19 protein-coding genes and 2 pseudogenes are annotated in these 20,206 nt (G+C 72.6%); 8 read left to right on the forward strand and 13 right to left on the reverse strand.

What is annotated here, in order from left to right:
• Nucleotides 1-238: 238 nt before the first annotated feature.
• Complete coding sequence (locus F7P10_RS19800; protein ID WP_151010899.1) at nucleotides 239-700, forward strand: hypothetical protein; 462 nt, start codon at nucleotides 239-241, stop codon at nucleotides 698-700.
• A 98-nt stretch (nucleotides 701-798) separates the two neighbouring features.
• Here F7P10_RS19800 and F7P10_RS19805 read toward each other — a convergent pair whose 3' ends face one another.
• From F7P10_RS19805 to F7P10_RS19860, 12 genes are all read right to left on the reverse strand, one after another.
• Nucleotides 799-1,479: a class II aldolase/adducin family protein gene (locus F7P10_RS19805; protein WP_151010900.1), complete on the reverse strand. Its 681-nt coding sequence runs from the start codon at nucleotides 1,477-1,479 to the stop codon at nucleotides 799-801.
• Nucleotides 1,476-2,351: an alpha/beta fold hydrolase gene (locus F7P10_RS19810; protein WP_151010902.1), complete on the reverse strand. Its 876-nt coding sequence runs from the start codon at nucleotides 2,349-2,351 to the stop codon at nucleotides 1,476-1,478. The genes F7P10_RS19805 and F7P10_RS19810 overlap by 4 nt, the downstream gene beginning before the upstream one ends.
• A complete protein-coding gene (locus F7P10_RS19815) occupies nucleotides 2,351-3,202 on the reverse strand; it encodes an alpha/beta fold hydrolase (RefSeq protein WP_176611570.1) in 852 nt (283 codons plus the stop codon). Before F7P10_RS19815 ends, F7P10_RS19810 begins: the two co-directional genes overlap by 1 nt.
• Nucleotides 3,199-3,951, reverse strand: coding sequence for a dienelactone hydrolase family protein (locus F7P10_RS19820; protein ID WP_151010904.1), 753 nt, complete (start codon nucleotides 3,949-3,951; stop codon nucleotides 3,199-3,201). The genes F7P10_RS19815 and F7P10_RS19820 overlap by 4 nt, the downstream gene beginning before the upstream one ends.
• A 17-nt stretch (nucleotides 3,952-3,968) precedes the next feature.
• Complete coding sequence (locus F7P10_RS19825; protein ID WP_151010906.1) at nucleotides 3,969-4,796, reverse strand: IclR family transcriptional regulator; 828 nt, start codon at nucleotides 4,794-4,796, stop codon at nucleotides 3,969-3,971.
• Nucleotides 4,797-4,803: 7 nt separating this feature from the next.
• Nucleotides 4,804-5,787, reverse strand: a complete 984-nt coding sequence (locus F7P10_RS19830; protein ID WP_151010908.1) for a sugar ABC transporter substrate-binding protein — start codon at nucleotides 5,785-5,787, stop codon at nucleotides 4,804-4,806.
• Between the two features lie 61 nt (nucleotides 5,788-5,848).
• Nucleotides 5,849-6,823, reverse strand: coding sequence for an ABC transporter permease (locus tag F7P10_RS19835; protein WP_151010910.1), 975 nt, complete (start codon nucleotides 6,821-6,823; stop codon nucleotides 5,849-5,851).
• Nucleotides 6,820-8,385: a sugar ABC transporter ATP-binding protein gene (locus F7P10_RS19840; protein ID WP_151010912.1), complete on the reverse strand. Its 1,566-nt coding sequence runs from the start codon at nucleotides 8,383-8,385 to the stop codon at nucleotides 6,820-6,822. Before F7P10_RS19840 ends, F7P10_RS19835 begins: the two co-directional genes overlap by 4 nt.
• 1 nt (nucleotide 8,386) lies before the next feature.
• Entirely contained in the window at nucleotides 8,387-8,638 is a 252-nt protein-coding gene (locus F7P10_RS19845) for a hypothetical protein (protein ID WP_176611571.1), read from the reverse strand.
• Nucleotides 8,635-9,453 (reverse strand): 2,3-dihydroxyphenylpropionate 1,2-dioxygenase, encoded by an 819-nt coding sequence (locus F7P10_RS19850; protein WP_151010914.1) that lies wholly within the window; start codon nucleotides 9,451-9,453, stop codon nucleotides 8,635-8,637. Before F7P10_RS19850 ends, F7P10_RS19845 begins: the two co-directional genes overlap by 4 nt.
• Nucleotides 9,453-11,663: a hydantoinase B/oxoprolinase family protein gene (locus F7P10_RS19855; RefSeq protein ID WP_176611572.1), complete on the reverse strand. Its 2,211-nt coding sequence runs from the start codon at nucleotides 11,661-11,663 to the stop codon at nucleotides 9,453-9,455. Before F7P10_RS19855 ends, F7P10_RS19850 begins: the two co-directional genes overlap by 1 nt.
• Nucleotides 11,660-13,789, reverse strand: coding sequence for a hydantoinase/oxoprolinase family protein (locus F7P10_RS19860; protein ID WP_218040585.1), 2,130 nt, complete (start codon nucleotides 13,787-13,789; stop codon nucleotides 11,660-11,662). The genes F7P10_RS19855 and F7P10_RS19860 overlap by 4 nt, the downstream gene beginning before the upstream one ends.
• A 58-nt stretch (nucleotides 13,790-13,847) precedes the next feature.
• Between F7P10_RS19860 and F7P10_RS19865 the strand changes: the two genes are divergently transcribed.
• The 4 genes and pseudogenes from F7P10_RS19865 (at nucleotide 13,848) to F7P10_RS42500 (ending at nucleotide 15,449) form a co-directional block, all read left to right on the forward strand.
• A complete protein-coding gene (locus tag F7P10_RS19865; protein WP_254716707.1) occupies nucleotides 13,848-14,153 on the forward strand; it encodes a helix-turn-helix transcriptional regulator in 306 nt (101 codons plus the stop codon).
• 68 nt (nucleotides 14,154-14,221) lie between these two features.
• Nucleotides 14,222-14,569: pseudogene (locus F7P10_RS19870) on the forward strand (arsenic resistance protein); the annotation flags it as partial.
• Nucleotides 14,559-14,951, forward strand: a pseudogene (locus F7P10_RS42495) (arsenate reductase ArsC); the annotation flags it as partial. The pseudogenes F7P10_RS19870 and F7P10_RS42495, both read left to right, overlap by 11 nt.
• A gap of 30 nt (nucleotides 14,952-14,981) precedes the next feature.
• Nucleotides 14,982-15,449, forward strand: a complete 468-nt coding sequence (locus tag F7P10_RS42500; RefSeq protein ID WP_176611901.1) for a GNAT family N-acetyltransferase — start codon at nucleotides 14,982-14,984, stop codon at nucleotides 15,447-15,449.
• On the opposite strand, the gene F7P10_RS19880 is transcribed toward F7P10_RS42500, so the two are convergent.
• Nucleotides 15,442-16,305: an Fpg/Nei family DNA glycosylase gene (locus tag F7P10_RS19880; RefSeq protein WP_151010922.1), complete on the reverse strand. Its 864-nt coding sequence runs from the start codon at nucleotides 16,303-16,305 to the stop codon at nucleotides 15,442-15,444. The genes F7P10_RS42500 and F7P10_RS19880 overlap by 8 nt on opposite strands.
• 329 nt (nucleotides 16,306-16,634) lie before the next feature.
• On the opposite strand from F7P10_RS19880, the gene F7P10_RS19885 reads away from it, so the two are divergent.
• The 3 genes from F7P10_RS19885 to F7P10_RS19895 are packed head-to-tail and all read left to right on the forward strand — an operon-like array spanning nucleotide 16,635 to nucleotide 20,192.
• Nucleotides 16,635-16,841, forward strand: coding sequence for a heavy-metal-associated domain-containing protein (locus tag F7P10_RS19885; RefSeq protein ID WP_176611573.1), 207 nt, complete (start codon nucleotides 16,635-16,637; stop codon nucleotides 16,839-16,841).
• Nucleotides 16,842-16,859: 18 nt separating this feature from the next.
• Complete coding sequence (locus tag F7P10_RS19890; RefSeq protein ID WP_151010924.1) at nucleotides 16,860-17,834, forward strand: hypothetical protein; 975 nt, start codon at nucleotides 16,860-16,862, stop codon at nucleotides 17,832-17,834.
• A gap of 30 nt (nucleotides 17,835-17,864) precedes the next feature.
• A complete protein-coding gene (locus F7P10_RS19895) occupies nucleotides 17,865-20,192 on the forward strand; it encodes a cation-translocating P-type ATPase (RefSeq protein WP_151010926.1) in 2,328 nt (775 codons plus the stop codon).
• Nucleotides 20,193-20,206 lie beyond the last annotated feature (14 nt).

Below are 20,206 nucleotides of genomic sequence, written 5' to 3' on the forward strand. Positions count from 1 at the left end.
CGGGGCATGCCGCTCCGAAGCGTCGAGCGGGACTCGGCACCACTGACCCGCCGCGCTCCCCGCACGCTCCGGACGCCCGAACCAGCGAATACGACCGAATCGAGGAAGCCGACCGGCCGCCGACCGATATGTCGTCGATCAACCAGAGGAAGTGAACCCCGAACCGGCAGAGCGAGTCTGATCAGTGAGGCGATCGTGTCTCCACCTGTGTCCGCTACCCCGAGCAAAGGGCGGGTCCATGGCAGCATCCGAGTCGGAGAGAATGGCGGCCGCTGGGGTCGCGTACGGCCTACTGCTTCTGGGCGGGCTGCTGATCACGGCGCTCAGCATCCTAGGAATGTTCATCTGCGCAAAAGGCTGGGCGACGGCCTACGGCACGATCGGCACTCCCGGAACGGTGACCATCACCCACAGCAAAGCCGCTCCCCGCGGCTTGTACTGCTATGGGGACTTCCGTTCTGATCGAGGCGCTCGTACGCCCGATGTCCGTGTGGAGCACTCAGGTAGCTGCACACAAGGCCGCCAGGTACCGGTACACCTGGTCGGCGAAACCGCCTACGTGGCCACTCAGTGGAACTGGTGGCGTTTCGTGTCAACCGTGTTGTTCACTGTATCTTTCCTCCTTTTCGGCCTGATGACTTTCCACTTCGGTGTGGAGTTCGTAGGTTCGATCTCCAAGTACCGCCGAAGGGCCGAATGAGCCGTGATGCCGGGATCGGCCCGGGAAGCGTTCGATCACCCACGCCTTGTCCCGGAACGCGTAGTAGCAAGACGTGTCGTTCTCGAGCCGCTTTTCGGCTAGGGCAGTCGGCGGGTGAGATAGGCCCATGCGGCTTCCAGCTGGGCGGGTGCGTAGCACCGGGCTCGCTTGGCCAGGGCCTCGGCCTCGTCCGAGTGGTCGTAGGACGTGCCGAGTGCCGCGACCTGGAGCTGCATCCGGCAGGCCTTCTCCAAGAAGATCGCGGTCATGACGGCGGTGGGGACGTCGGGGCCGGCGGTGACCAGGCCGTGCCGGTGCAGGAGGAGGGCGTTGCGGTCGCCGATGGCCGCGGCGACCGCCGCGCCGAGGGCGCGGTCGCGGACGAGGTCTCCGGTGGCGGTGAAGCGGGCGATGTCCGGGGGCCAGAACAGGGTGCCCTCGTGCCCCACCGGCAGGAGGGGGAGTCCCGTGGCCGCGAAGGCGACGGCCGATTCGGCGTGGCTGTGGACGACCGCGCCGACGTCCGGGCGGACGGCCATGATCTCGGTGTGGATGGGGTATTCGAGGTGGACGCGGCCGTCCCCCTGCAGGAGGGTGCCGTCCCGGTCGATCCGTACCACGCGGTCGGTCGTGATCTCTTCCATCCCGTAACCGGCGGCCTTGAGCCAGGTGCCGCCGCCTTCGGGGTCGCGGCGGGACAGGTGGCCCCAGATGAGGTCGGAGTTGCCGTGCGCGGCCAGGACGCGGCAGCCGGTGGCGACCTCTTCGGCGGGCGTCACCGAGCGCCCGCGGAGAGGAAGTCGCCGACGATCCGGTTGAACTGGCCGGGCTGCTCGAACATCGGCCAGTGACCGGCACCGCTGATCATGTCGAAGGCGGCGTTGGGAAGGATCCGGGACGCGCGGCGGCCCACCTCGGCGGGAGTGGTGGGGTTGTGGTCGGTCCACAGGACGAGGGTCTCGTGCGCGATGCTCGCGAGGTCGTCCTCGCGGAGCATGTGGGCGCGGTTGGCCTCGCTCGGTTGTTCGGAGACGAGCTTGGCGAGCGCGTCTCCGGTGCCGGGGAGCGTGTAGTAGCGGTAGCGGCATTCGACGAGTTCGTCGGTGACGGTGGCGGGGTCGAGCATCAGCCATTCCAGGCGTTCGCGGACGCTGTCGCGGGTGGGCGCCGACGCCGCCTTCGTGGTGACCGCCTTGACCTGGGCGTGCACCTTCTCGCTCTCGGCGGCGCGGGCCTCGTCGGTCAGCAGGATTCCCGCACCGGTGACGGAGACGATCCTGCCGACGCGGTCGGGGTGCTTCAGGGCGGTGTACAGGGCGGTCCAGCCGCCGAGGGACTGGCCGACCAGGTGGGCGCGGTCGGCGCCGATGGCGTCGAGGAAGCCGATCAGGTGCCGGGTGAAGACGGGGGCGTGGTAGGTGACGTCGTCGGGGCGGGCGGTGAGGCCGTGGCCGAGGGCGTCGATCGCGTAGACGCGCAGGCCCCGTTCCGACAGCGGGACGATGTTGCGCAGGAACGCCTCGGCATGGCCGGTGAGGCCGCCCATGAGGATGACGGCGTCGCCGTCCCCGGCCTCGATGGAGCGGGTGCGCCAGCCGGCGGCGTCGCGGAAGCGGGTCTCGGTGCCGAGGGAGTCGGTCCAGAACGACATCAGGGGTTCTCCTTGCCGAGGAAGTCGATGAGTGCGTGGTTGACGAGTTCGGGACGTTCGTACTGCGGCCACTGCTTGGCCTCCGGAACGGTGAGGAGGCGCGCCCGCGGTACGGCGGCGCGGGCGGCCTCGACCACCGGTCGGGGCGTGTGACCGTGCTGACCGCGGACGAACAGGACGGGCATGGCCAGACCGGCCAGCCGTCGCGGTGTCAGCAGCGACGGGTCGTTGTCCGCAGCGCGGACGAGGCGGTGCACCCGCCGGGCGTCCTCCGGCCGGTAGAGGGCGGTCCGCACCCGTACCAGTTCGGGATCGACGCCGTCGGGGTCGGCGAGCAGGCCCGCCAGGCGCGTCCGGACGGCCTCGGGGGTCGGTTCGGCGTAGGCGCGGCCGCCGCGTTCGTAGGCGGCGCGCGTGGTGGCGTCGGCGAGGCGGTCGGACTCGGTTTGGAGCCCGGCGGGCTCGATGAGGGCGAGGCTGCGGACCCGGTCCGGGGCGCGGGACGCGATCAGCGCCGCCGTCCAGCCGCCCAGTGACTGGCCGACGAGGTCGATCCGGCCCAAGCCGAGCGCGTCCAGCACGGACAGGGCGTGGCGGGTCAGCTCCTCGACGGTGTAGCGGGCCCCCTCGGGGCGGCCGGTGAGGCCGTGCCCCAGGAGATCGAACGCGATCGCGCGCCGTCCGGACGCGGCGAGCGCGGGCAGGTTGCGGGCGAAGGTCTCCAGGTGCCCGCCACGCCCGTGCAGGAGGACGACCGGCGGGCCGGACCCGAGGCGGGCGACCCGGGTGGGCACCCCCGCGGCGTCGATGTGGCGGATCTCGGCGCCCAGCAGGTCGGTCCAGAGGCTCACAGGTGGATCCGCAGGAAGTCGAGGGTGCGCTCCCAGGTCAGGCGGGCGGCCTCCGGGTGGTGATTGGGGTGGGTGTCGTCGTGGTAGGCGTGCCCGGCATCCGCGTAGACGTGCACGTCGATCGGTCGGCCGGAGCGCTTGAGGGCCTCTTCGAGGCGACCGACCTGGTCGAGCGGGATGACCTCGTCCGCTCCTCCGAAGTGGGCCTGGACGGGGCAGCGGACGGTGTCGGCGATGTCGATGCGCGAGCGGATCCGGCCGGTCGGGCTGTAGGCGGGGGGCAGCTCCGGCAGTCCGTACAGCGGAACGGCGCAGGCCAGCCGGTCGGTACGGGTCGCCCAGGCGAGGACGAGGCCGCCGCCGAGGCAGAAGCCGACGGCGGCCGCCCGGGAGGCGTCGACGTCGCCGCGCCCGGCCAGGTAGTCCAGGCCGGCGTCGAGGTCGGGGACGGCCTGCTCGTCGCGGGCCGCGAGGAACGCCTTGGCACGCCGTTCCTCGGGGGTGGTGTGGTCCTGCGGGGGCCGCCCCCCGATGCGGCTGTAGAGGTCGACGGTCAGGCAGGCGAAGCCCGCGGCGGCGAAGAGTTCGGTGACCCGTTCCCGGTGGGCGGTGACGCCGAGGTTCTCGTGGGCCATGACGACGACGGGCGGCGGGGCGCCGCCGGAGGTGCGGGCGGGCAGGCCCAGGTAGCCGCGGATCTCGTCCGGGCCGCTGGGGAAGGTCACCCAGGCGGCGTCGGTGGACTGCATGTCTTCTCCAGGAGGTGTCAGCCCGCCCGGGGCGGGGCCGGCGGCCCGGTGGCCGCGGCACGTCCGAGCAGGTATTTGATGTGGGTGCCGAGCGCCTCGAGCCGGCGCCGGGACATGCGCTCGGTGCGGCCGCAGACGGCGACCGCGCCGGCGGGCCGGCCGGCGACCATGACCGGCACGGCCACGCCGGCGATGCCGGCGATGAACTCGCCGATCTCGACGGCGTAGCCGAGCCGGCGGGAGGCGCCGAGCTCGCGGCGGAACGCGGCGGGCTCGGTGATGCTGGCGGGGGTGCGCTGCGCCAGCCGCAGCGTGGCGACGATCTCCTCGCTCTCCCGCTCCGGCAGGCCGCTGAGGATGGCCCGGCTGATGCAGCCGTTCCCCAGCGCCGAACGCCGGCCGAGCGGGGACAGCGACTCCGGTGAGTGCGGCGCCTCGCGCTTGGCGGTGATCAGCAGGGACCGGTCCCGCCAGTCGATCTCGGCGACGAGCACGGTCTCGCCGGTGGAGCGGATGAGCTCCTCGGCAACGCCCTGGGTCAGGTGGGCGAGCGCGGTGGTGGCCGAGACCAGGCTGCCCAGTTCGAGCAGCCGGTTGCCCAGCACGTAGGCGCCGTCTCCCTCCTGGCGGAGGAAACCCCGTTCGACCAGCGTCACCGCGAGGCGGTGGGTGCTGGTCTTCGGCAGTCCGGCGACGTCGGCCAGCTCGGAGAGCTGGAGGCGGGGGTGCGCCGCGCTGAACGCGCTGAGGACGTCCAGCGCCCGATCGACGGATCGGACTCCGCGGCGGCGCGGCCCGTCCTGGGGCGGACCGTCCGCGGGACGGGGGCGAGGAGAGTCGGGCATGCGAACCTCACGAGCAGTAGGGCGGTGCCTCATTCGCATTTTCCCTGGTCACCAGGGTTTCTGGAACGTTGACGATCTTCTTTGTCCCGGGTGTGGCGCGGAGCAGGCCGACGACGTTGTCGATGGCCATCTCCCCGATGCTCTTGGGCGTGTTGCTGACGGTGACCGCGATGTCGCCGGCGCTGATCGCCTCGATGCCCGCCGCGCTGCCCCCGTTGGTGAGGATCTTGATGTCGTCGCGTCCGGCCGCCTTGAGCGCGGCCAGCACTCCGAAGGCCATGTCCTCGTTGTGCACGAAGATGTAGGAGACCCCGGGCTGCGCCTGGAGCAGGTTCTCGGCGACGTCCTGGGCCTTGGCGCGCTGCCAGAGCGCGGGCTGGTCGAAGACGACCTCGACGGAGTCGCCGAGACTCTGCTTGAAGGCGTCGTTCATCAGGTCGGCGGCCGCTCCGGGGGCACCGCCGACGATGCCGACCTCGACGGCCTCGCCACCGCTGTCCTCGACCAGCCAGGCGCCGAGTTCCCGGCCGACCTTCTCCACATCGGTGACGACCGCGCCGAGGATCTTGCTCTGGTCGACCGAGGCCACCGAGGTGAGGAAGATCGGGATCTTCGCCCGGTTGGCACGGTTGATGCCGCCTTCGAGCGAGTCGATGTTGACCGTCTGCACGACGATCGCGTCCACCCGCTTGACGATCATGTCGTCGATGTTGGACAGCTCCTTGGCCGGGTCCATCGCCGAGTTGGCCGTCAGCAGCTCGACCCCGGCACGGTCGGCGCGCGCCTGCATGGACCGCTGGAGGCAGGTGTGGAATTCGATGGAGTTGCCGTTGACGAAGCCGATCGTCAGCTCCTCGCCGGCGGGGACGGTCGCGGCGGCCTCGCCGCCGTCGTCGACGGAGCAGCCGGTGGCGGCGAGGCCGACGGCCAGCGCGAGAGTCGTGGCCAGCCTGCGGGGTCGGCCGGGGATCCGGCCAGGGGTGGCGTGCATGTCGATCCTCCCGAATCGTGCGGGGTGGTGGGGTGGTCGGCGGGGGGCCGGACGCGCCAGGTCAGGGAGAGCGCCTGCGCAGGTGGTTGGTAATGGCCGCGACGAGCAGGACCGCACCGAGCGCCACGTTCTGGTAGTGGGAGTTGATCTGGAGCAGGTTGATGGAGTTGGCGACCACGCCGAGGAGCACGACGCCCAGGGCGGTGCCGACGAGGGTTCCGCTGCCGCCGTGCAGGGCGGTGCCGCCGATGACGACCGCGGCGACCACGGTCAGTTCCAGGTGCAGGCCGCCGGTGCCCGGGCTGGCCGCACCCAGCCGGGCGACGAGCATGACGCCGCCGAGCCCGGCGAGCATGCCGCCGAGGGTGTAGAGCAGCAACTTGGTCCGGACGACGGGAATCCCGGCCAGCCGGGCGGCGTCCTCGTTCCCGCCGATGGCGAAGGCGTTGCGGCCGAACGCCGTCCAGCGCAGCACCAGGGCGGCGATCACGCAGACGACGACGGCGATGACCACCATGGCGGGGACGACGCCGGCCACCTCGCCGAACCCCAGCGGGGCCAGGTGCTCGCCGATGGAGACGCTCTTGCCGTCGATGATCAGCAGGGCGGCGCCGTCGAGGACGGTGGAGGTGGCCAGCGTGGCCACGAACGGGACGACCTTCAGGCGCGTCACCACGATCCCGTTGACCAGGCCGACGGCGGCGCCGAGCCCGAGGGCCAGCGCGGCGGCCGCCCACTCGTTGAGGCCGCCGACGATGAGCTGGGCGACCACGCCGTGGGTGACGGCCGCGATCGCGCCGAGCGAGAAGTCGATCCCGCCCGCCGTCATGAGCAGGGTCAGCCCCGCCGCGAGGACCGCCACCACCGCGATCTGCTGGGAGACGTTGAGGAGGTTCGGCCCGGTCAGGAAGACCTCGCTGTTGATCCCGGTGTAGGCGCCGACGACCAGCAGGACCGTGAGGAGGCCGGCGTGCCGGGAGACGCCCGGCGGCAGAGCGGGGCGGCCCCGGCCCCGCAGCGCGGTGAGTGCGGTCATGTCTGGTCTCCTCCAGCGGTCAGCGTGACGAGGTCGTCGCGGGTGACCCGGTCGATGGGCGATTCGGCGACGATCCGCCCGGAACGGACGACGACGACGCGGTCCGCGAGCCGCAGCACCTCGTCGACGTCGGAGGAGCCGAGCAGGACGGCGGTGCCCCGATCGGCGAGCCCGTCGACGATGTGGTGGATGTCGGCCTTGGCCGCGACGTCCACGCCGCCGGTCGGCTCCTCGAGCAGGCAGGCCACCGGATCGCCGTCGAGCCAGGCCGCCAGCAGCACCTTCTGCTGGTTGCCCCCCGACAGGGAGGCCACGGGCGGGTCGGCGTGCAGGGTCGTGACGCCGTAGCGCTCCCGCGCCTTCCGGCCCTCGGCGTGCAGCTCCCGCCAGCGAACCAGCCAGGGTCGCAGCCGCCCGCGGCGGACCATGGCGAGGTTCTCGTCGACGCCGAGCCCCGGCACGAGCCCGTACGACAGCCGATCGCCGGTGACGCAGCGCAGCCCGGCCGCCAGGGACGCGCCCACGTCGCCGGGTGCGATCTCGGTGCCGTTCACCGTGACCCGCCCGGCCTCGGCCCGGCGGAGCCCGGCGAGCAGGCGGAACAGCTCGGACTGGCCGTCGCCCGCCGGGCCGAGGACGGCCACCACTTCACCCGCCCCTACGGTCAGGTCGAACTCACGCAGCCGCCCGCCGACCAGTCCTGCCAGCCGCAGCACCGGCGCACCCGGCGCCCGGCCCCCGGCCGGACGCTCATGCACGAGCCGGTCCCCGACCATGGCGCCGATCAGCGCGGGCAGGTCCATGTCCGCGGCGCGAACGGCGGCGGCCACCTGACCGTCCCGCATGACGGTGACGCGGTCGGCGAGGTCCAGGACCTCGTCGAGGTGGTGGGAGATGTAGATGATCGACGTGCCCCGATCGCGCAGGGTGCGCACCAGGCGGCGGATCGTCTCGGCGTCCCGACCGCCCAGGGACGCCGTCGGCTCGTCGAGGATCAGCACCCGGCCGCCGAGATGCACCTCCCGGGCGATCTCCACGAGGGTCTGCTCGGCGGGGCCGAGGCGTCCGGCCACCGTTCCGGGCGACAGATCGATGCCGAGCCCCTCCAGGGCGCGGGCCGCCTCCCGGTTCGCCCGCTTCCACTGGATGCGCCCGCGGCGGGACGGCAGCCGCCCGAGGAGAATGTTCTCCGCGACGGTCAGGTCGTTCACCAGGGTCCGCTTCTGGTGGACCATGCTCACACCGGCCGCGTGGGCGCGGCGCGGCGTGAGGGCGGACTGCCGCCGCCCGCCGATGGCGATCTCCCCGGCGTCCGGGGCGAACGCGCCGCAGATGAGCTCGACCAGCGTCGACTTGCCGGCCCCGTTCATGCCGACGATCGCGTGCACCTCGCCCGTCCGCAGGGTGAAATCGACGCCGGCGAGGGCTTGGGCGCCGCCGAACGTCTTGCGCACGTCCCGCAGTTCCAGCACCGGAGCCGCCCCGCGCTCCTGGACGCCCGCGTCCGCGGGGCCCGCCCGCTCGTCGCCGACACCGCCGCCGACACCACCGATGGCTGCCATGTCAGGCCCCGTCCGCTGATGCGTACATGTCCTGGTGCGCCACGCCGAGGACGACCATCAGATTGCGCAGCGCCACCGGGTTCATCCCGTGCGCGAGCAGCCACGCGGCGTCCTTCGCGGCGACTGCGCGCCGTTCTTCGCCGGTGAGCGGATAGTCCGCCAGGACCGGAGCGGGATCGGCTCGGAAGGCTTCGAGCAGACCGGGTTCGTGCTCCAGGTTCCGTGCGAGGCGGTTGAGGCCCACGATGCTCACGGGGTCACCTCGAAGGCGCTGATGCCGATGCCGACCGTCCAGGCGGGCATGGGGCGGTAGGCGTGGACGCGTGCGGGTCCGCCGGCCGCGCCCGCCGCGATCAGCCAGGTGCGGATCTCTAGGGCTCCGTTCCCGGCCTCGTCGAGGATCCGGTCGTCGTCCCAGTCGAGGACGTCGGCCGCACGGCCTTCTTCGAGGAGCCCGAGCAGCCGGGTGTCGAACTCCTCGTTGATCTCGCCGAAGCGCGGCAGCCCCACCCAGTGCGACAGGCCGCCGGTGCCGAGAACGCCGATCCGGAGGCCCCCCGGGAGTGCCCGTACCGTCTCGCGCAGCGCGGCGCCCAGGTCCAGGCAGCGGCGCAGCGACGGCAGCGGCGGGGTGTTGCAGTTGACGAACAGCGGGACGACACCGGCCGCCGCGGCCGACGGCAGCTTGGCCAGCGGCACCATGAAGCTGTGGTCCAGCGCCATGGTGTGGGAGCGTGCGAGGTCGAACCCGCGCGCGGTCAACCCGTCGAGCAGCGCCGCCGCCACGTCCGGACGGCCGGGCACGGTACCGCCGGGGTTGCCGAACTCCGCCCATCCGTGGTGTTCGTCGGCGAGCCCCAGGCAGAAGGCCGGGTAGTTCTCCAGCCCGAACGTCTCGTAGTGGTCGGTGGCGACCAGCACGACGGCGTCCAGGCGGGCACCCTCGATCTCGGCGTCGAGCCGCTGCCAGGCGTCGTGCAGGACCCCGGAGAGTTCGGGGTCGGCGTCGGAGTTCTTGACGATCGCGCCAACGTGGGAGGTCGCGGCCGCCAGGGCGAGGCGTCCCATCACTCCTCCCCTGCTGCGAGCAGCCGGATGTCGTCGAGATGGGCGTCGCCCTTGCGGACGACGTCGGTCGCCTGGAGCCGTCCGCAGGCGGGGCACGCGTAGCGGCGCAATTCCAGTCCCGCGTCCAGGCGGGTGGCATGGCCGAGTTCGTGCACGTCGTAGCCGACCTCCACGGCCGCGTACGGGCGCCACGGCTCGCCCGCCGGGGCGAGCACGCGGCCGCAGCCGCAGGCGACCCAGCGCCGGGCCCCCACCTGGACGACCTCCATACCGTCGCCCATCGGGTGGATCCGGGTGCGCGGACCTTCGGGGGCCTCGGGCAGCGGCCGTTCGGCGGGCAGGGCACGGCGCCCGGTGCGCAGGCGAGCACGCACCTGCGCGGTGGCCTCGGCATCGACCCGGCCGTCCGCGGTCAGCGCCACGCCGTAGAGGCGGACGGCCGCGTCCGGGGTGATCGCACCGAAGTCCAGATCGGCCTGGACGTGCTCGGCGGGCCGGTCCAGCGGGTCGCCCCACCCGCCGCCCGCCTGCGGGACGGTGGCCAGCACGTCGTCGTCGCCCAGGGCGTAGAGGCCCTGCCGGCCGCGCATCACCGGGCGTTCCCCCGCCAGCTCCTCCGGCCGGGGGATCTCGCCGGCGGCCAGGCGCGCCTTGACGTCGCTGCCGTGAATGACGGTCCGGGTGTTCTGCGCGCCCGGGTATCCGCCGAAGATGCCGGTGGAGTTGGGCACCTCCCAGCCGTGCGCGGAGTTGAGCGCGGTGACGTCCCGCCCGCCGTGCACGGTGTAGACCGCACCCATGCTCATGCCGCCGCGGTACCGGCCGGCGCCGCCGGAATCGGCGACCAGGCCGCGCCACAGGTACATCAGCGGCGAGTCCATCTCGACGGCCTCGACGTTGGAGATGCGCTGTCTCTCGATGTTGTGCTGGCCCTGCGTCCAGGCACCGTCGCGGTGGGCGTAGGCGGCGCCGCCGGTCGCCAGGCAGTCCATGATCACGTAGGTCTGCCGGGCCCCGTTCTCCCCGGCGCCGGTGAGCACGAACTTGTCGGGTCCGCCGGCCGGGCCGGCCTGCGCCTCGCGCAGCAGCTCGTCGGAGCAGGCCGCCAGCTTCGACAGGCACTCCGTGGCCGTCATCTCGACCAGCCAGCCCGCCTCCAGCGCTCCGCCGCTGACGGCCGCCGGTCGGGAGGCGTTGCAGATCAGCCCCTCGGGGCACTCCACCTCGACCGGCTTGAACAGCCCCTCGTTCCACGGGGCGTCGAAGGCGAGCGTGGGCAGCAGCGCCGCCGCGATCCCGGCCATCATGCCGGAGTGGGCGCAGTTGATGTAGCCCTTGGCCTGCGGGGACGAGCCGGAGAAGTCGAAGCGCAGCACGTCGCCGCGCTTGGTCAGCACCAGGTCGATCTCGTACGTCGCGTTCTCTCGCGACTGCGCCAGGCCGCCGTCGTTGTCGAGGAACGCCCGCGAGTGCAGGCGTGCGTCGGGCAGCTTGGCCAGCCGGTTGCGCAACCGCTTCTCCGACAGGCCGATCAGGTTCTCCATGACCGTCCGGACGGTGCCGGCTCCGTACTTCCCGGCCAGTGCGGTCATCGCGCGGACCGCGGTGTTGTTCGCGCCGATGAGCGCCCGGAGGTCCAGGTTGACGGTCGGTGCCATCCGGGTGTGCGCGAGGATCAGGTTCCACACGTCGGTTCGGACCCGCCCACCGTCGACCAGCTTGGTCGGCGGCATCTGCAGGCCCTCCTGGTAGGAGTCGGTCGCGTCGATGCAGAAGCTGCCGGGGGTCATACCGCCGACGTCGACCATGTGGCACATGGCGCCGGTCCAGGCGAGCAGCTCGCCCTCGAAGAAGATGGGGGCGATGAGGCCGACGTCCTGGGCGTGGACGGTTCCCTTCCAGGGGTCGTTGACGATGAACATGTCGCCGGGGGCGATGCCGGGATCCTCGGTGCAGTCCTCGATGACCGACCGGGTGATGGCGGCCATGGACGAGGCGTGGGACAGGATCGTGCGGCCCATCGCGGCGACCGAGCCGTCCGGAAGGTAGAGCCCGACGTTGTAGTCGCTGGCCTCGACCACGTGGGTGGAGCCGGAGATGGCGGCCAGGGTCGCGCCCTGCTCGTCGGTGATCGCCAGCAGCCGGTGCCGGATCACTTCGAAGGTGATCGGGTCGATGGTGCCGGTCTCCGCGGTGGCGGTGGTGGTCACGCCTCCCCCTTGCAGTCGATGACGAGGTTGTTGCGCTGGTCTACGTGGAGCGTCTGGGAGGGGCCGATGACCACCGTGGTGCCGGCGAACTCCAGGATCGCCGGGCCGCGCAGCGCCGCACCCGCGCCCAGTCCCTCACCCCGGTACACGCGGGTGGCGATCCGGCCGGTCTCGGGGAAGTGCACCTCCCGTTCACCGATGAGGGAGGCGTCGGGATCGGCCGACCCCGGATACGGCCCCTCCCGGACGTCGCTGACCTTCACCCGGCCCTCGACCCGCAGGGTGTGGATCTCGACTCCCGCGCCCAGCAGCGCCGTCCCGGCGCCGTAGATCCGCTCGTAGGCGGCCCGGAACTCCCCGATCAGCTCCCGCAGCACTCCGGTGGTCACCGGGCCGTCCGGTACCGGCAGCGGGAGCTCGTGGGACTGGCGGCGGAACTTCAGGTACGCGACGCGCGAGAGCCGGGCGCGGCGGTCCCCGTCCAGGTCGGCCAGGCAGCGTTCGGCGAGCGCGTCGAAGGACTCGGTGATCCGCCCGGCGTCCAGATGCGCGGCGGGATCGTCCGCTCCCGGTGGGGTGCGGTGGACCTCGGTCGTCTGCACCGCGCGGTAGCGGTCCGAGGTCACCGTCCCGTACGCCGAGTGCACCGTCGAGGTCGGCGGGACGACGAGCGTCGCGATCCCGGCCGCCTCGGTGTAGGCGTAGGCGTGCGTCGGCCCGGCGCCCCCGTAGGCGTAGACGACGAAGTCGCGGGGGTCGTGGCCCTGCCCGACCGTGACCTTGCGCAGCAGGTCCGCCATCTGGTTGTCGGCGACTCTGCGGATGCCCGCGGCGGCTTCCTCGACGCCGAGACCGAGCGGTTCGGCGATGTGCGTCCGGATGGCCTTCTCGGCGAGGGAACGTTCCAGCGGCATCCGGCCGCCCAGGAAGCGCTCCGGGTCGATGATGCCCAGCACCACGTCGGCGTCGGTCACGGTCGGCCGGTCCCCGCCGCGCCCGTAGCAGGCCGGTCCCGGCACCGAGCCGGCGCTCTCCGGTCCGACCACCAGCACGCCCGACTCGTCCACGGCCGCCAGCGAACCGCCGCCCGCGCCGATCGCCGTCACCTTGATCCGCGGCAGCGCCAGATGCAGGTCGCCGACCTCGCTGATCCGCTCGACCAGCGGCTCGCCATCGATGATCAGGCCGACATCGAAGCTGGTGCCGCCCATGTCGGAGGTGATGACGTTGGGATGCCCGAGCCGGGCGGCGAGCGCGGTCGAGGCCAGCACGCCGCCGGCGGGACCCGAGGTGAGCATCGAGGACGCGCGGCGCGCGGCGTCCTCGGCCCGCATCACCCCGCCGCCGGAATCCATGATCGAGAAGTCGCCGGTGAAGCCGGTGGAGCGCAGCCGCCCCTCCAGCCCCGCGATGTAGTCCCGGATCACCGGGCCCAGGTAGCTGTTGACGACGGTGGTGGCCGACCGCTCGTACTCCCCGATCACCGGCGCGACCTCGTGGGAGAGAGTGCTGTAGGCCTCGGGCCACTCCTCCTCGATGATCCGTGCGACCCGTTCCTCGTGCGCGCCGTTGACGAACGACCACAGGAACGACACCGCCAGCGCCCGTACCCCTTCGGCCCGCAGCCGCCGCAGCGTGGCCCGCGCCTCGGCCTCGTCCAGGGCGACGATCTCCGCACCGGCCGCGTCGATCCGTTCGGTGATCTCGGCGATCCGCGACCGCGGCACGATCTGCTCCGGGTTCCGCCGCCGGCTGTAGTGCCCGGTCGCCGCGCCCATGCCCACCCACGAGGTCATCGACCGCTGGATCAGCATCGTGTCGCTGAAGCCCCGCGTCGTGAGCAGCGCGGTCGGCGCGCCTTTGCGCTCGATCAGCGCGTTCGTGGCCGCCGTCGTACCGTGCGCGAAGTACCCGATCGCAGCGCAGAACCCGGGCAGATCCATGCCGTAGGACTCGGCGGCGAGCCTCAGGGCGTTGACCACGCCCTCCGACCGGTCGTCCGGCGTCGTCGGCGACTTGAACAACCGCGGAGGCCGCCCGTCCCGGAGAACGACGAGGTCGGTGAAGGTCCCGCCGACGTCCGTCCCCACGAAGAACCGCGGCACCGGGTCCGAATTACTATCCACGCTTGCCTCACCAGAGTCGACACGAAACCGTCCGCGCAACCGGGAGGACGCCACCGATGTGACGCATATGTTGCGCTTCGCGCCACTCTGCGTGGTGATCCAGGTCACCGGCAATGGCCCGGTCCGCACTGCGGAACGCCCGCCCGGATCACTCGTCACCGCTCTGACGCCGGCGTTCGACCTGTCGCAGCCGACGATCTCCCACCACCTGAAGCTGCTGCGCGAGGCCGGACTCATCGACGGGGAGCGGCGGGGCACCTGGGTGTACTACCGGCTCGTCCCGGAGGCGACCGACCGGCTGGCGAACATCCTGACCCGGCCCGGCGGGGAGCCGCTGCCGCAGTCCACGGGGGCCCGCTCTTGACGGCCGTGGACTCCGGCCCCCGGTTGTCGTTCACCGACCGAGACCTGGCGGTGTGGATCCTGGCGGCCGTGCTGCTGTTCGCCTTGCAGGGGGAAACGATCACGGCGCGGCCGTGGGACGTCGCGCGCATCGCCCTGCCGCTGCTCGCGTACTTCGGAATCGTGTGGTTCGGGACGTTCGCGCTCGGCAGGGCGATCAGCCTCGGCTACGAGCGGATCGCGACGCCGGCGTTCACGGCGGCGGGCAACAACTTCGCCATCGCCGTCGCCGTCGCCACGTTCGGCGTCACCTCCGGTGAGGCGCCGGCCGGTGTGGTCGGGCCGCTCATCGAGGTGCCCATCCTGGTCGGTTTCGTCTACGTTTCGCTCACCTGGCGGCGTCGCTTCGAGGGAAAGGTTCCGGTTCATGTCGGATAAGCCCAGCGTGCTGTTCGTGTGCGTGCACAACGCGGGACGGTCGCAGATGGCCGCGGCGTTCGTGGCGCGGTTGTCCGGGGGCGCCGTCGAGGTCCGGTCGGCCGGGTCCGCACCGGCGGACGAGGTGAACCCGGCCGTGGTGGCGGCGATGGCCGAGGTCGGGATCGACGTGTCCGCCGAGACGCCGAAGGTGCTGACGGCCGACGCGGTGCGGGCCTCGGACGTGTGCGTCACGATGGGCTGCGGCGACGCGTGCCCGGTGTTCCCCGGCAAGCGCTACCTCGACTGGACCCTGCCGGACCCCGCCGGGCAGGGCGTCGCGGCCGTCCGGCCGATCCGGGACGAGATCGAGCGGCGGGTGCGCACGCTGCTCGACGAGCTCGGTGTGGCGGGCGGTGTGCGGATCGCGCGGATGGATGCCGAGCACGCGGACCAGGTGCTGGCGATCTACCAGGCCGGGATCGACGAAGGCGAAGCGACGTTCGAGACGGCCGCGCCCACCTGGGACGAGTTCGACGCGGCCAAGCTCGCCGGGCACCGGCTGGTCGCACTGGACGGCGGGACGGTGCTGGGGTGGGCGGCGGTCGGGGCGGTGTCCGGGCGGTGCGTGTACGGCGGGGTCGTCGAGCATTCCCTGTACGTGCATCCGGACGCACGGGGCCGGGGCGTCGGCCTCGCTCTGCTGCGGGCGCTGCTGGTGTCGACGGAGGCGGCGGGTATCTGGACCGTCCAGGCCGGGATCTTCCCGGAGAACGCGGCCAGCCTCGCGCTTCACCGCAAGGCGGGGTTCCGCACCATCGGCGTCCGCGAGCGGATCGGCCGCCACCACGGGCGGTGGCGCGACGTGGTGCTGCTGGAGAGGCGCAGCCCCCTCATTTGAGCAGGCGGGACATGCGGCGGTCGGCCAGGGGCTTGCCTCCGGTCTGGCAGGTGGGGCAGTACTGCAGGGACGAGTCGGCGAAGGAGACCTCGCGGACGGTGTCGCCGCAGACGGGGCATTTCTCGCCGGTGCGGCCGTGGACGCGCAGGCCGGTCTTCTTCTCGCCCTTGAGGTCCTGCGCCTGGAGGCCGCGCGAGCGTTCGACCGCGTCCCGCAGGGTGGTGACGATCGCGTCGTGCAGAGTGGCGACGTCGGTGTCGTCGAGCGTGGCGGCGATCTTGAACGGGGACATCCGGGCGACGTGCAGGACCTCGTCGGAGTAGGCGTTGCCGATGCCCGCGATGACCTTCTGGTCGCGGAGCAGGCCCTTGATCTGCGTGCGCTTGCCCGCGACGATCTCGTGCAGGGCCCGCGGGGTGAACGCCTCGTCCAGCGGGTCGGGGCCGAGGGCGGCGACGCCGGGGACGTCGGCGGGGTCGCGGACGACGTAGACGGCGAGGCCCTTCTTGGTGCCGGCCTCGGTGAGGTCGAAGCCGGAGCCGTCGTCGAGGTGCAGGCGGAGGGCGAGCGGGTTCTTGCCGCCGGGTCTCGCGGGTCTGGTCGGGACCTCGTCGTGCCAGCGGAGCCATCCGGCGCGGGCGAGGTGGATCACGAGGTGGACGCCGTCGACGTCGAGGTCGATGAACTTGCCGCGCCGGGCGGCGCCGGTGACGGTGAGGCCGCCGAGGGCGGTCACCGGCGGGTCGTAGGTCTTCAGCGCGGAGATGGCGAGAACATCGACGCGGGCGACGACGCGGCCGACCGCGCGCTCGCGCAGGAAGGCGGTCAGCGCCTCGACCTCTGGCAACTCGGGCATGGAACCAGTATCGGCGATGGGCACGGTCGTCCACACCCCTGTGGATGGCTGTGGATAACCCTGTGTACAACTTGGCGGTCGGGTGGGTTACAGCGGTGATACGTCCACAAACACCGACATAGCGCGGTGGATTGACTAGTTACTTCGGCGCACAGGCTGTGGATAACTTCCCCTGTTTTTGGCGCGCGCGCAGAGTGTCGCCTTGCACGGCGAAGCGCGTGACGGCGGGCTTGGAATAACCCCTAGGGGGTACGGGTTGCCAGGGGTGTCCGGTTATGGCAGCATGACGAGCGTTCGATACCCCCCTGGGGTAAATATGAGGAGGATCCGTGAGCACCAGCACGTACAGCGTCACCGGGATGACCTGCGGGCACTGCGTCAGCGCGGTGACCGAGGAGGTCGAGCAGGTCGCGGGCGTCACGAACGTGGACGTCGACCTGAAGGCCGGGACGGTCACCGTGACGAGCGAGGGCCCCGTCGACGTCGAGCTCATCCGGGCCGCCGTGGACGAGGCCGGATACGAGCTGAAGGCATAGCGGACGGAGTGGATCACCATGAACACCGCGACCAAGCTGGGGGCCTACGCCCTGGGCCTGGCCGCCGTCTTCGGCGGCGCCCTCGGGGCCGGTAACGTCACCGGCCCCGTGGGCACCGCCACCGAGACGGGAAGCCACGGGCATGCGGAGGAGGGCGGGCACGGCGGCCACGCCGCCGCCGGGTCGGGACTCCCGGGCGGGCTGCAGGTCTCCGAGGACGGCTACACGCTGGCGCCGCGCCGGACGACCGTCGAGGCCGGCGAGCGGACGGACTTCTCCTTCACGATCAACGGTCCGGACGGCCGTCCCGTCACCGGGTTCGAGCCGCTGCACGGCGAGCGGCTGCATCTGATCATCGCGCGCCGGGACCTGTCCGGCTTCCAGCACCTGCACCCGACCTTCGCGGGCGGTGTCTGGACCGTCCCGCTGACCCTGCCGGAAGCGGGCGTCTACCGGTTCTTCACCGACTTCAAGCCGGCCGGGGCCGAGCGCCAGTACACGCTGGGCACCGACATCACCGCCCCCGGGGAGCTGGCGCCCGTCCCGCTGCCCGAGCCGGAGCGGGTGGCGAGGGTGGACGGCTACGAGGTGCGGCTCGCGGGCCGGCTCGTGCCGGGCGAGAGCAGCGAGCTGACGCTGAGCGTGCGCAGGGACGGCGAGCCGGTCACCGACCTGCAGCCGTACCTGGAGGCGTACGGGCACCTGGTGGCGCTCCGGGCGGGCGACCTGGCCTACCTGCACGTCCACCCGGACGGCGCGCCGGGCGACGGGAAGACCGCGCCGGGGCCGGAGATCACGTTCTTCGCGCAGGCCCCGAGCGCGGGCGCGTACCGCCTGTACCTCGACTTCAAGCACGGCGGCGAGGTCCGGACGGCCGAGTTCACCGTGCACGCCGGGGACGCGGCGGCTCCCGCCGGGACGGGCGGGCCCGTCGAGCCCAGGCCACGCGAAAGCGGCGGCGGCCACGACGACGGCCACGGCCACGCCCACTAGACGGCACGGGACACGAGCGAAGGAGGGGCGATGACGACCGGCGCGGAATCCGGACGGGTCGAGCTGGCGATCGGCGGGATGACGTGCGCCTCGTGCGCCGCCCGCATCGAGAAGAAGCTCAACCGGATGGACGGGGTGACGGCCACCGTCAACTACGCCACCGAGAAGGCCAGGGTCGAGTTCACCGGGGAGGTCTCCCCGGACGACCTGATCGCCACGGTCGAGAAGACCGGGTACACGGCCGAGCTGCCGCCCCCGCCGAAGGCGGGCGGAGAGGCGGTGGAGGCGGCGGGCCCCGCCGACGAGCTCGCGCCGCTGCGGCAGCGGCTGGTCACCTCGGTGGTGCTCGCGGTGCCGGTGATCGCGATGGCGATGGTCCCGGCGCTGCAGTTCGACTACTGGCAGTGGCTGTCGCTGACGCTCGCCGCGCCCGTCGTCGTCTACGCGGGGTGGCCGTTCCACCGGGCGGCGTGGACGAACCTGCGGCACGGCGCGGCGACGATGGACACGCTCGTCTCGATGGGGACGCTCGCCGCGTTCGGCTGGTCGCTGTGGGCGCTGTTCTTCGGGACGGCCGGGGAACCGGGCATCAAGCACGGGTTCGAGTTCTCGATGGCCCGCTCCGACGGCTCGATGAACATCTACCTGGAGGCCGCCGCGGGCGTCATCGCGTTCATCCTCGCGGGCCGCTACTTCGAGGCGCGGTCCAAGCGGCGGGCGGGTGCGGCACTGCGGGCGCTGCTGGAGCTCGGCGCGAAGGAGGTGTCGGTCGTCCGGGACGGCCGCGAGGAGCGGATCGCGATCGACGAGCTGCGGGTCGGGGACCGGTTCGCCGTCCGTCCGGGCGAGAAGATCGCCACGGACGGGACGGTCGAGGAGGGCTCGTCGGCCGTGGACGCGTCGCTGCTGACCGGGGAGTCGGTCCCGGTGGAGGTCGCGCCGGGCGACACGGTCGCGGGCGCGACGGTGAACGCGGGCGGACGGCTGCTGGTGCGGGCCACGCGGGTCGGGTCGGACACGCAGCTCGCGCAGATGGCGCGGCTGGTGGAGGAGGCGCAGACCGGCAAGGCGCGGGTGCAGCGGCTCGCCGACCGGATCTCGGGGATCTTCGTCCCGATCGTGATCGCGCTGGCGGTCGCGACGCTGGGCTTCTGGCTCGGGACGGGCACCGGCGCGGCGGGCGCGTTCACCGCGGCGGTCGCGGTGCTGATCATCGCCTGCCCGTGCGCGCTGGGCCTGGCCACCCCGACCGCGCTGATGGTCGGGACGGGGCGCGGCGCCCAGCTCGGGATCCTGATCAAGGGCCCGGAGGTGCTGGAGTCGACGCGGACGATCGACACGGTCGTCCTCGACAAGACCGGCACCGTCACGACCGGGAAGATGGCGCTCGTGGACGTCGTCACGGCGGACGGCGTCGCGGAGGCCGAGGCGCTCCGGCTGGCGGGGGCGCTGGAGGAGGCCTCGGAGCACCCGATCGCGCAGGCGATCGCGAAGGGCGCGCGGGAGCGGGCCGGCGGGCTCGGGACGGTCGAGGACTTCGCGAACGTCGAGGGACTGGGCGTCCAGGGCATGGTGGACGGGCACGCCGTGCTCGTCGGGCGACCGCGGCTGCTGGCGGAGTGGTCGCAGCACCTGACGCCCGAGCTGGAGCGGGCGATGGCGGACGCGCGGGCCCTCGGGCACACGGCGGTCGCGGTCGGCTGGGACGGTGCGGCGCGCGCGGTGCTGACGGTCGCGGACGAGGTGAAGCCGACGTCGGCGGAGGCGGTCCGGCGGCTCACCGGGCTGGGGCTGCGGCCGGTGCTGCTGACCGGCGACAACGAGGCGGTCGCGCGGACGGTCGCGGACGCGGTCGGGATCGCCGAGGTCATCGCGGACGTCCTGCCGAAGGACAAGGTCGACGTCGTCAGGCGGCTGCAGGACGAGGGCCGGACGGTCGCGATGGTCGGGGACGGCGTGAACGACGCGGCGGCGCTCGCGCAGGCCGACCTGGGGCTCGCGATGGGCACCGGGACGGACGTGGCGATCGAGGCGTCCGACCTGACGCTGGTGCGCGGCGACCTGCGGGCGGCGGCGGACGCGATCCGGCTGTCGCGGCGGACGCTGAGCACGATCAAGGGCAACCTGTTCTGGGCGTTCGCCTACAACGTGGCGGCCCTGCCGCTGGCCGCGGCGGGCCTGCTCAGCCCGATGATCGCGGGCGGGGCGATGGCGTTCTCGTCGGTGTTCGTGGTGAGCAACAGCCTGCGGCTGCGCCGGTTCCGGGCGCTCGCCGACGGCGCCGGGACGGACGGGACCGACGGCGCGGGCGCGGCGGGCGCGGCGCCGGAGAGCCCGAAGGTGCCGGCGGCGCGCTGATCCGCCGGATCCGC

Origin of the sequence: Actinomadura sp. WMMB 499, assembly GCF_008824145.1 — a bacterium.
In the GTDB taxonomy this organism is placed as follows: Bacteria; Actinomycetota; Actinomycetes; order Streptosporangiales; family Streptosporangiaceae; genus Spirillospora.

What these genes read in the sequence shown, in the direction of transcription:
- F7P10_RS19800 (WP_151010899.1), top strand. Translation starts at nt 239, where the DNA reads ATGGCAGCATCCGAGTCGGAGAGAATGGCGGCCGCTGGGGTCGCGTAC.
- F7P10_RS19810 (WP_151010902.1), bottom strand. Translation starts at nt 2,351, where the DNA reads ATGTCGTTCTGGACCGACTCCCTCGGCACCGAGACCCGCTTCCGCGAC.
- F7P10_RS19820 (WP_151010904.1), bottom strand. Translation starts at nt 3,951, where the DNA reads ATGCAGTCCACCGACGCCGCCTGGGTGACCTTCCCCAGCGGCCCGGAC.
- F7P10_RS19825 (WP_151010906.1), bottom strand. Translation starts at nt 4,796, where the DNA reads ATGCCCGACTCTCCTCGCCCCCGTCCCGCGGACGGTCCGCCCCAGGAC.
- F7P10_RS19830 (WP_151010908.1), bottom strand. Translation starts at nt 5,787, where the DNA reads ATGCACGCCACCCCTGGCCGGATCCCCGGCCGACCCCGCAGGCTGGCC.
- F7P10_RS19835 (WP_151010910.1), bottom strand. Translation starts at nt 6,823, where the DNA reads ATGACCGCACTCACCGCGCTGCGGGGCCGGGGCCGCCCCGCTCTGCCG.
- F7P10_RS19840 (WP_151010912.1), bottom strand. Translation starts at nt 8,385, where the DNA reads ATGGCAGCCATCGGTGGTGTCGGCGGCGGTGTCGGCGACGAGCGGGCG.
- F7P10_RS19850 (WP_151010914.1), bottom strand. Translation starts at nt 9,453, where the DNA reads ATGGGACGCCTCGCCCTGGCGGCCGCGACCTCCCACGTTGGCGCGATC.
- F7P10_RS42500 (WP_176611901.1), top strand. Translation starts at nt 14,982, where the DNA reads ATGGATGCCGAGCACGCGGACCAGGTGCTGGCGATCTACCAGGCCGGG.
- F7P10_RS19880 (WP_151010922.1), bottom strand. Translation starts at nt 16,305, where the DNA reads ATGCCCGAGTTGCCAGAGGTCGAGGCGCTGACCGCCTTCCTGCGCGAG.
- F7P10_RS19890 (WP_151010924.1), top strand. Translation starts at nt 16,860, where the DNA reads ATGAACACCGCGACCAAGCTGGGGGCCTACGCCCTGGGCCTGGCCGCC.
- F7P10_RS19895 (WP_151010926.1), top strand. Translation starts at nt 17,865, where the DNA reads ATGACGACCGGCGCGGAATCCGGACGGGTCGAGCTGGCGATCGGCGGG.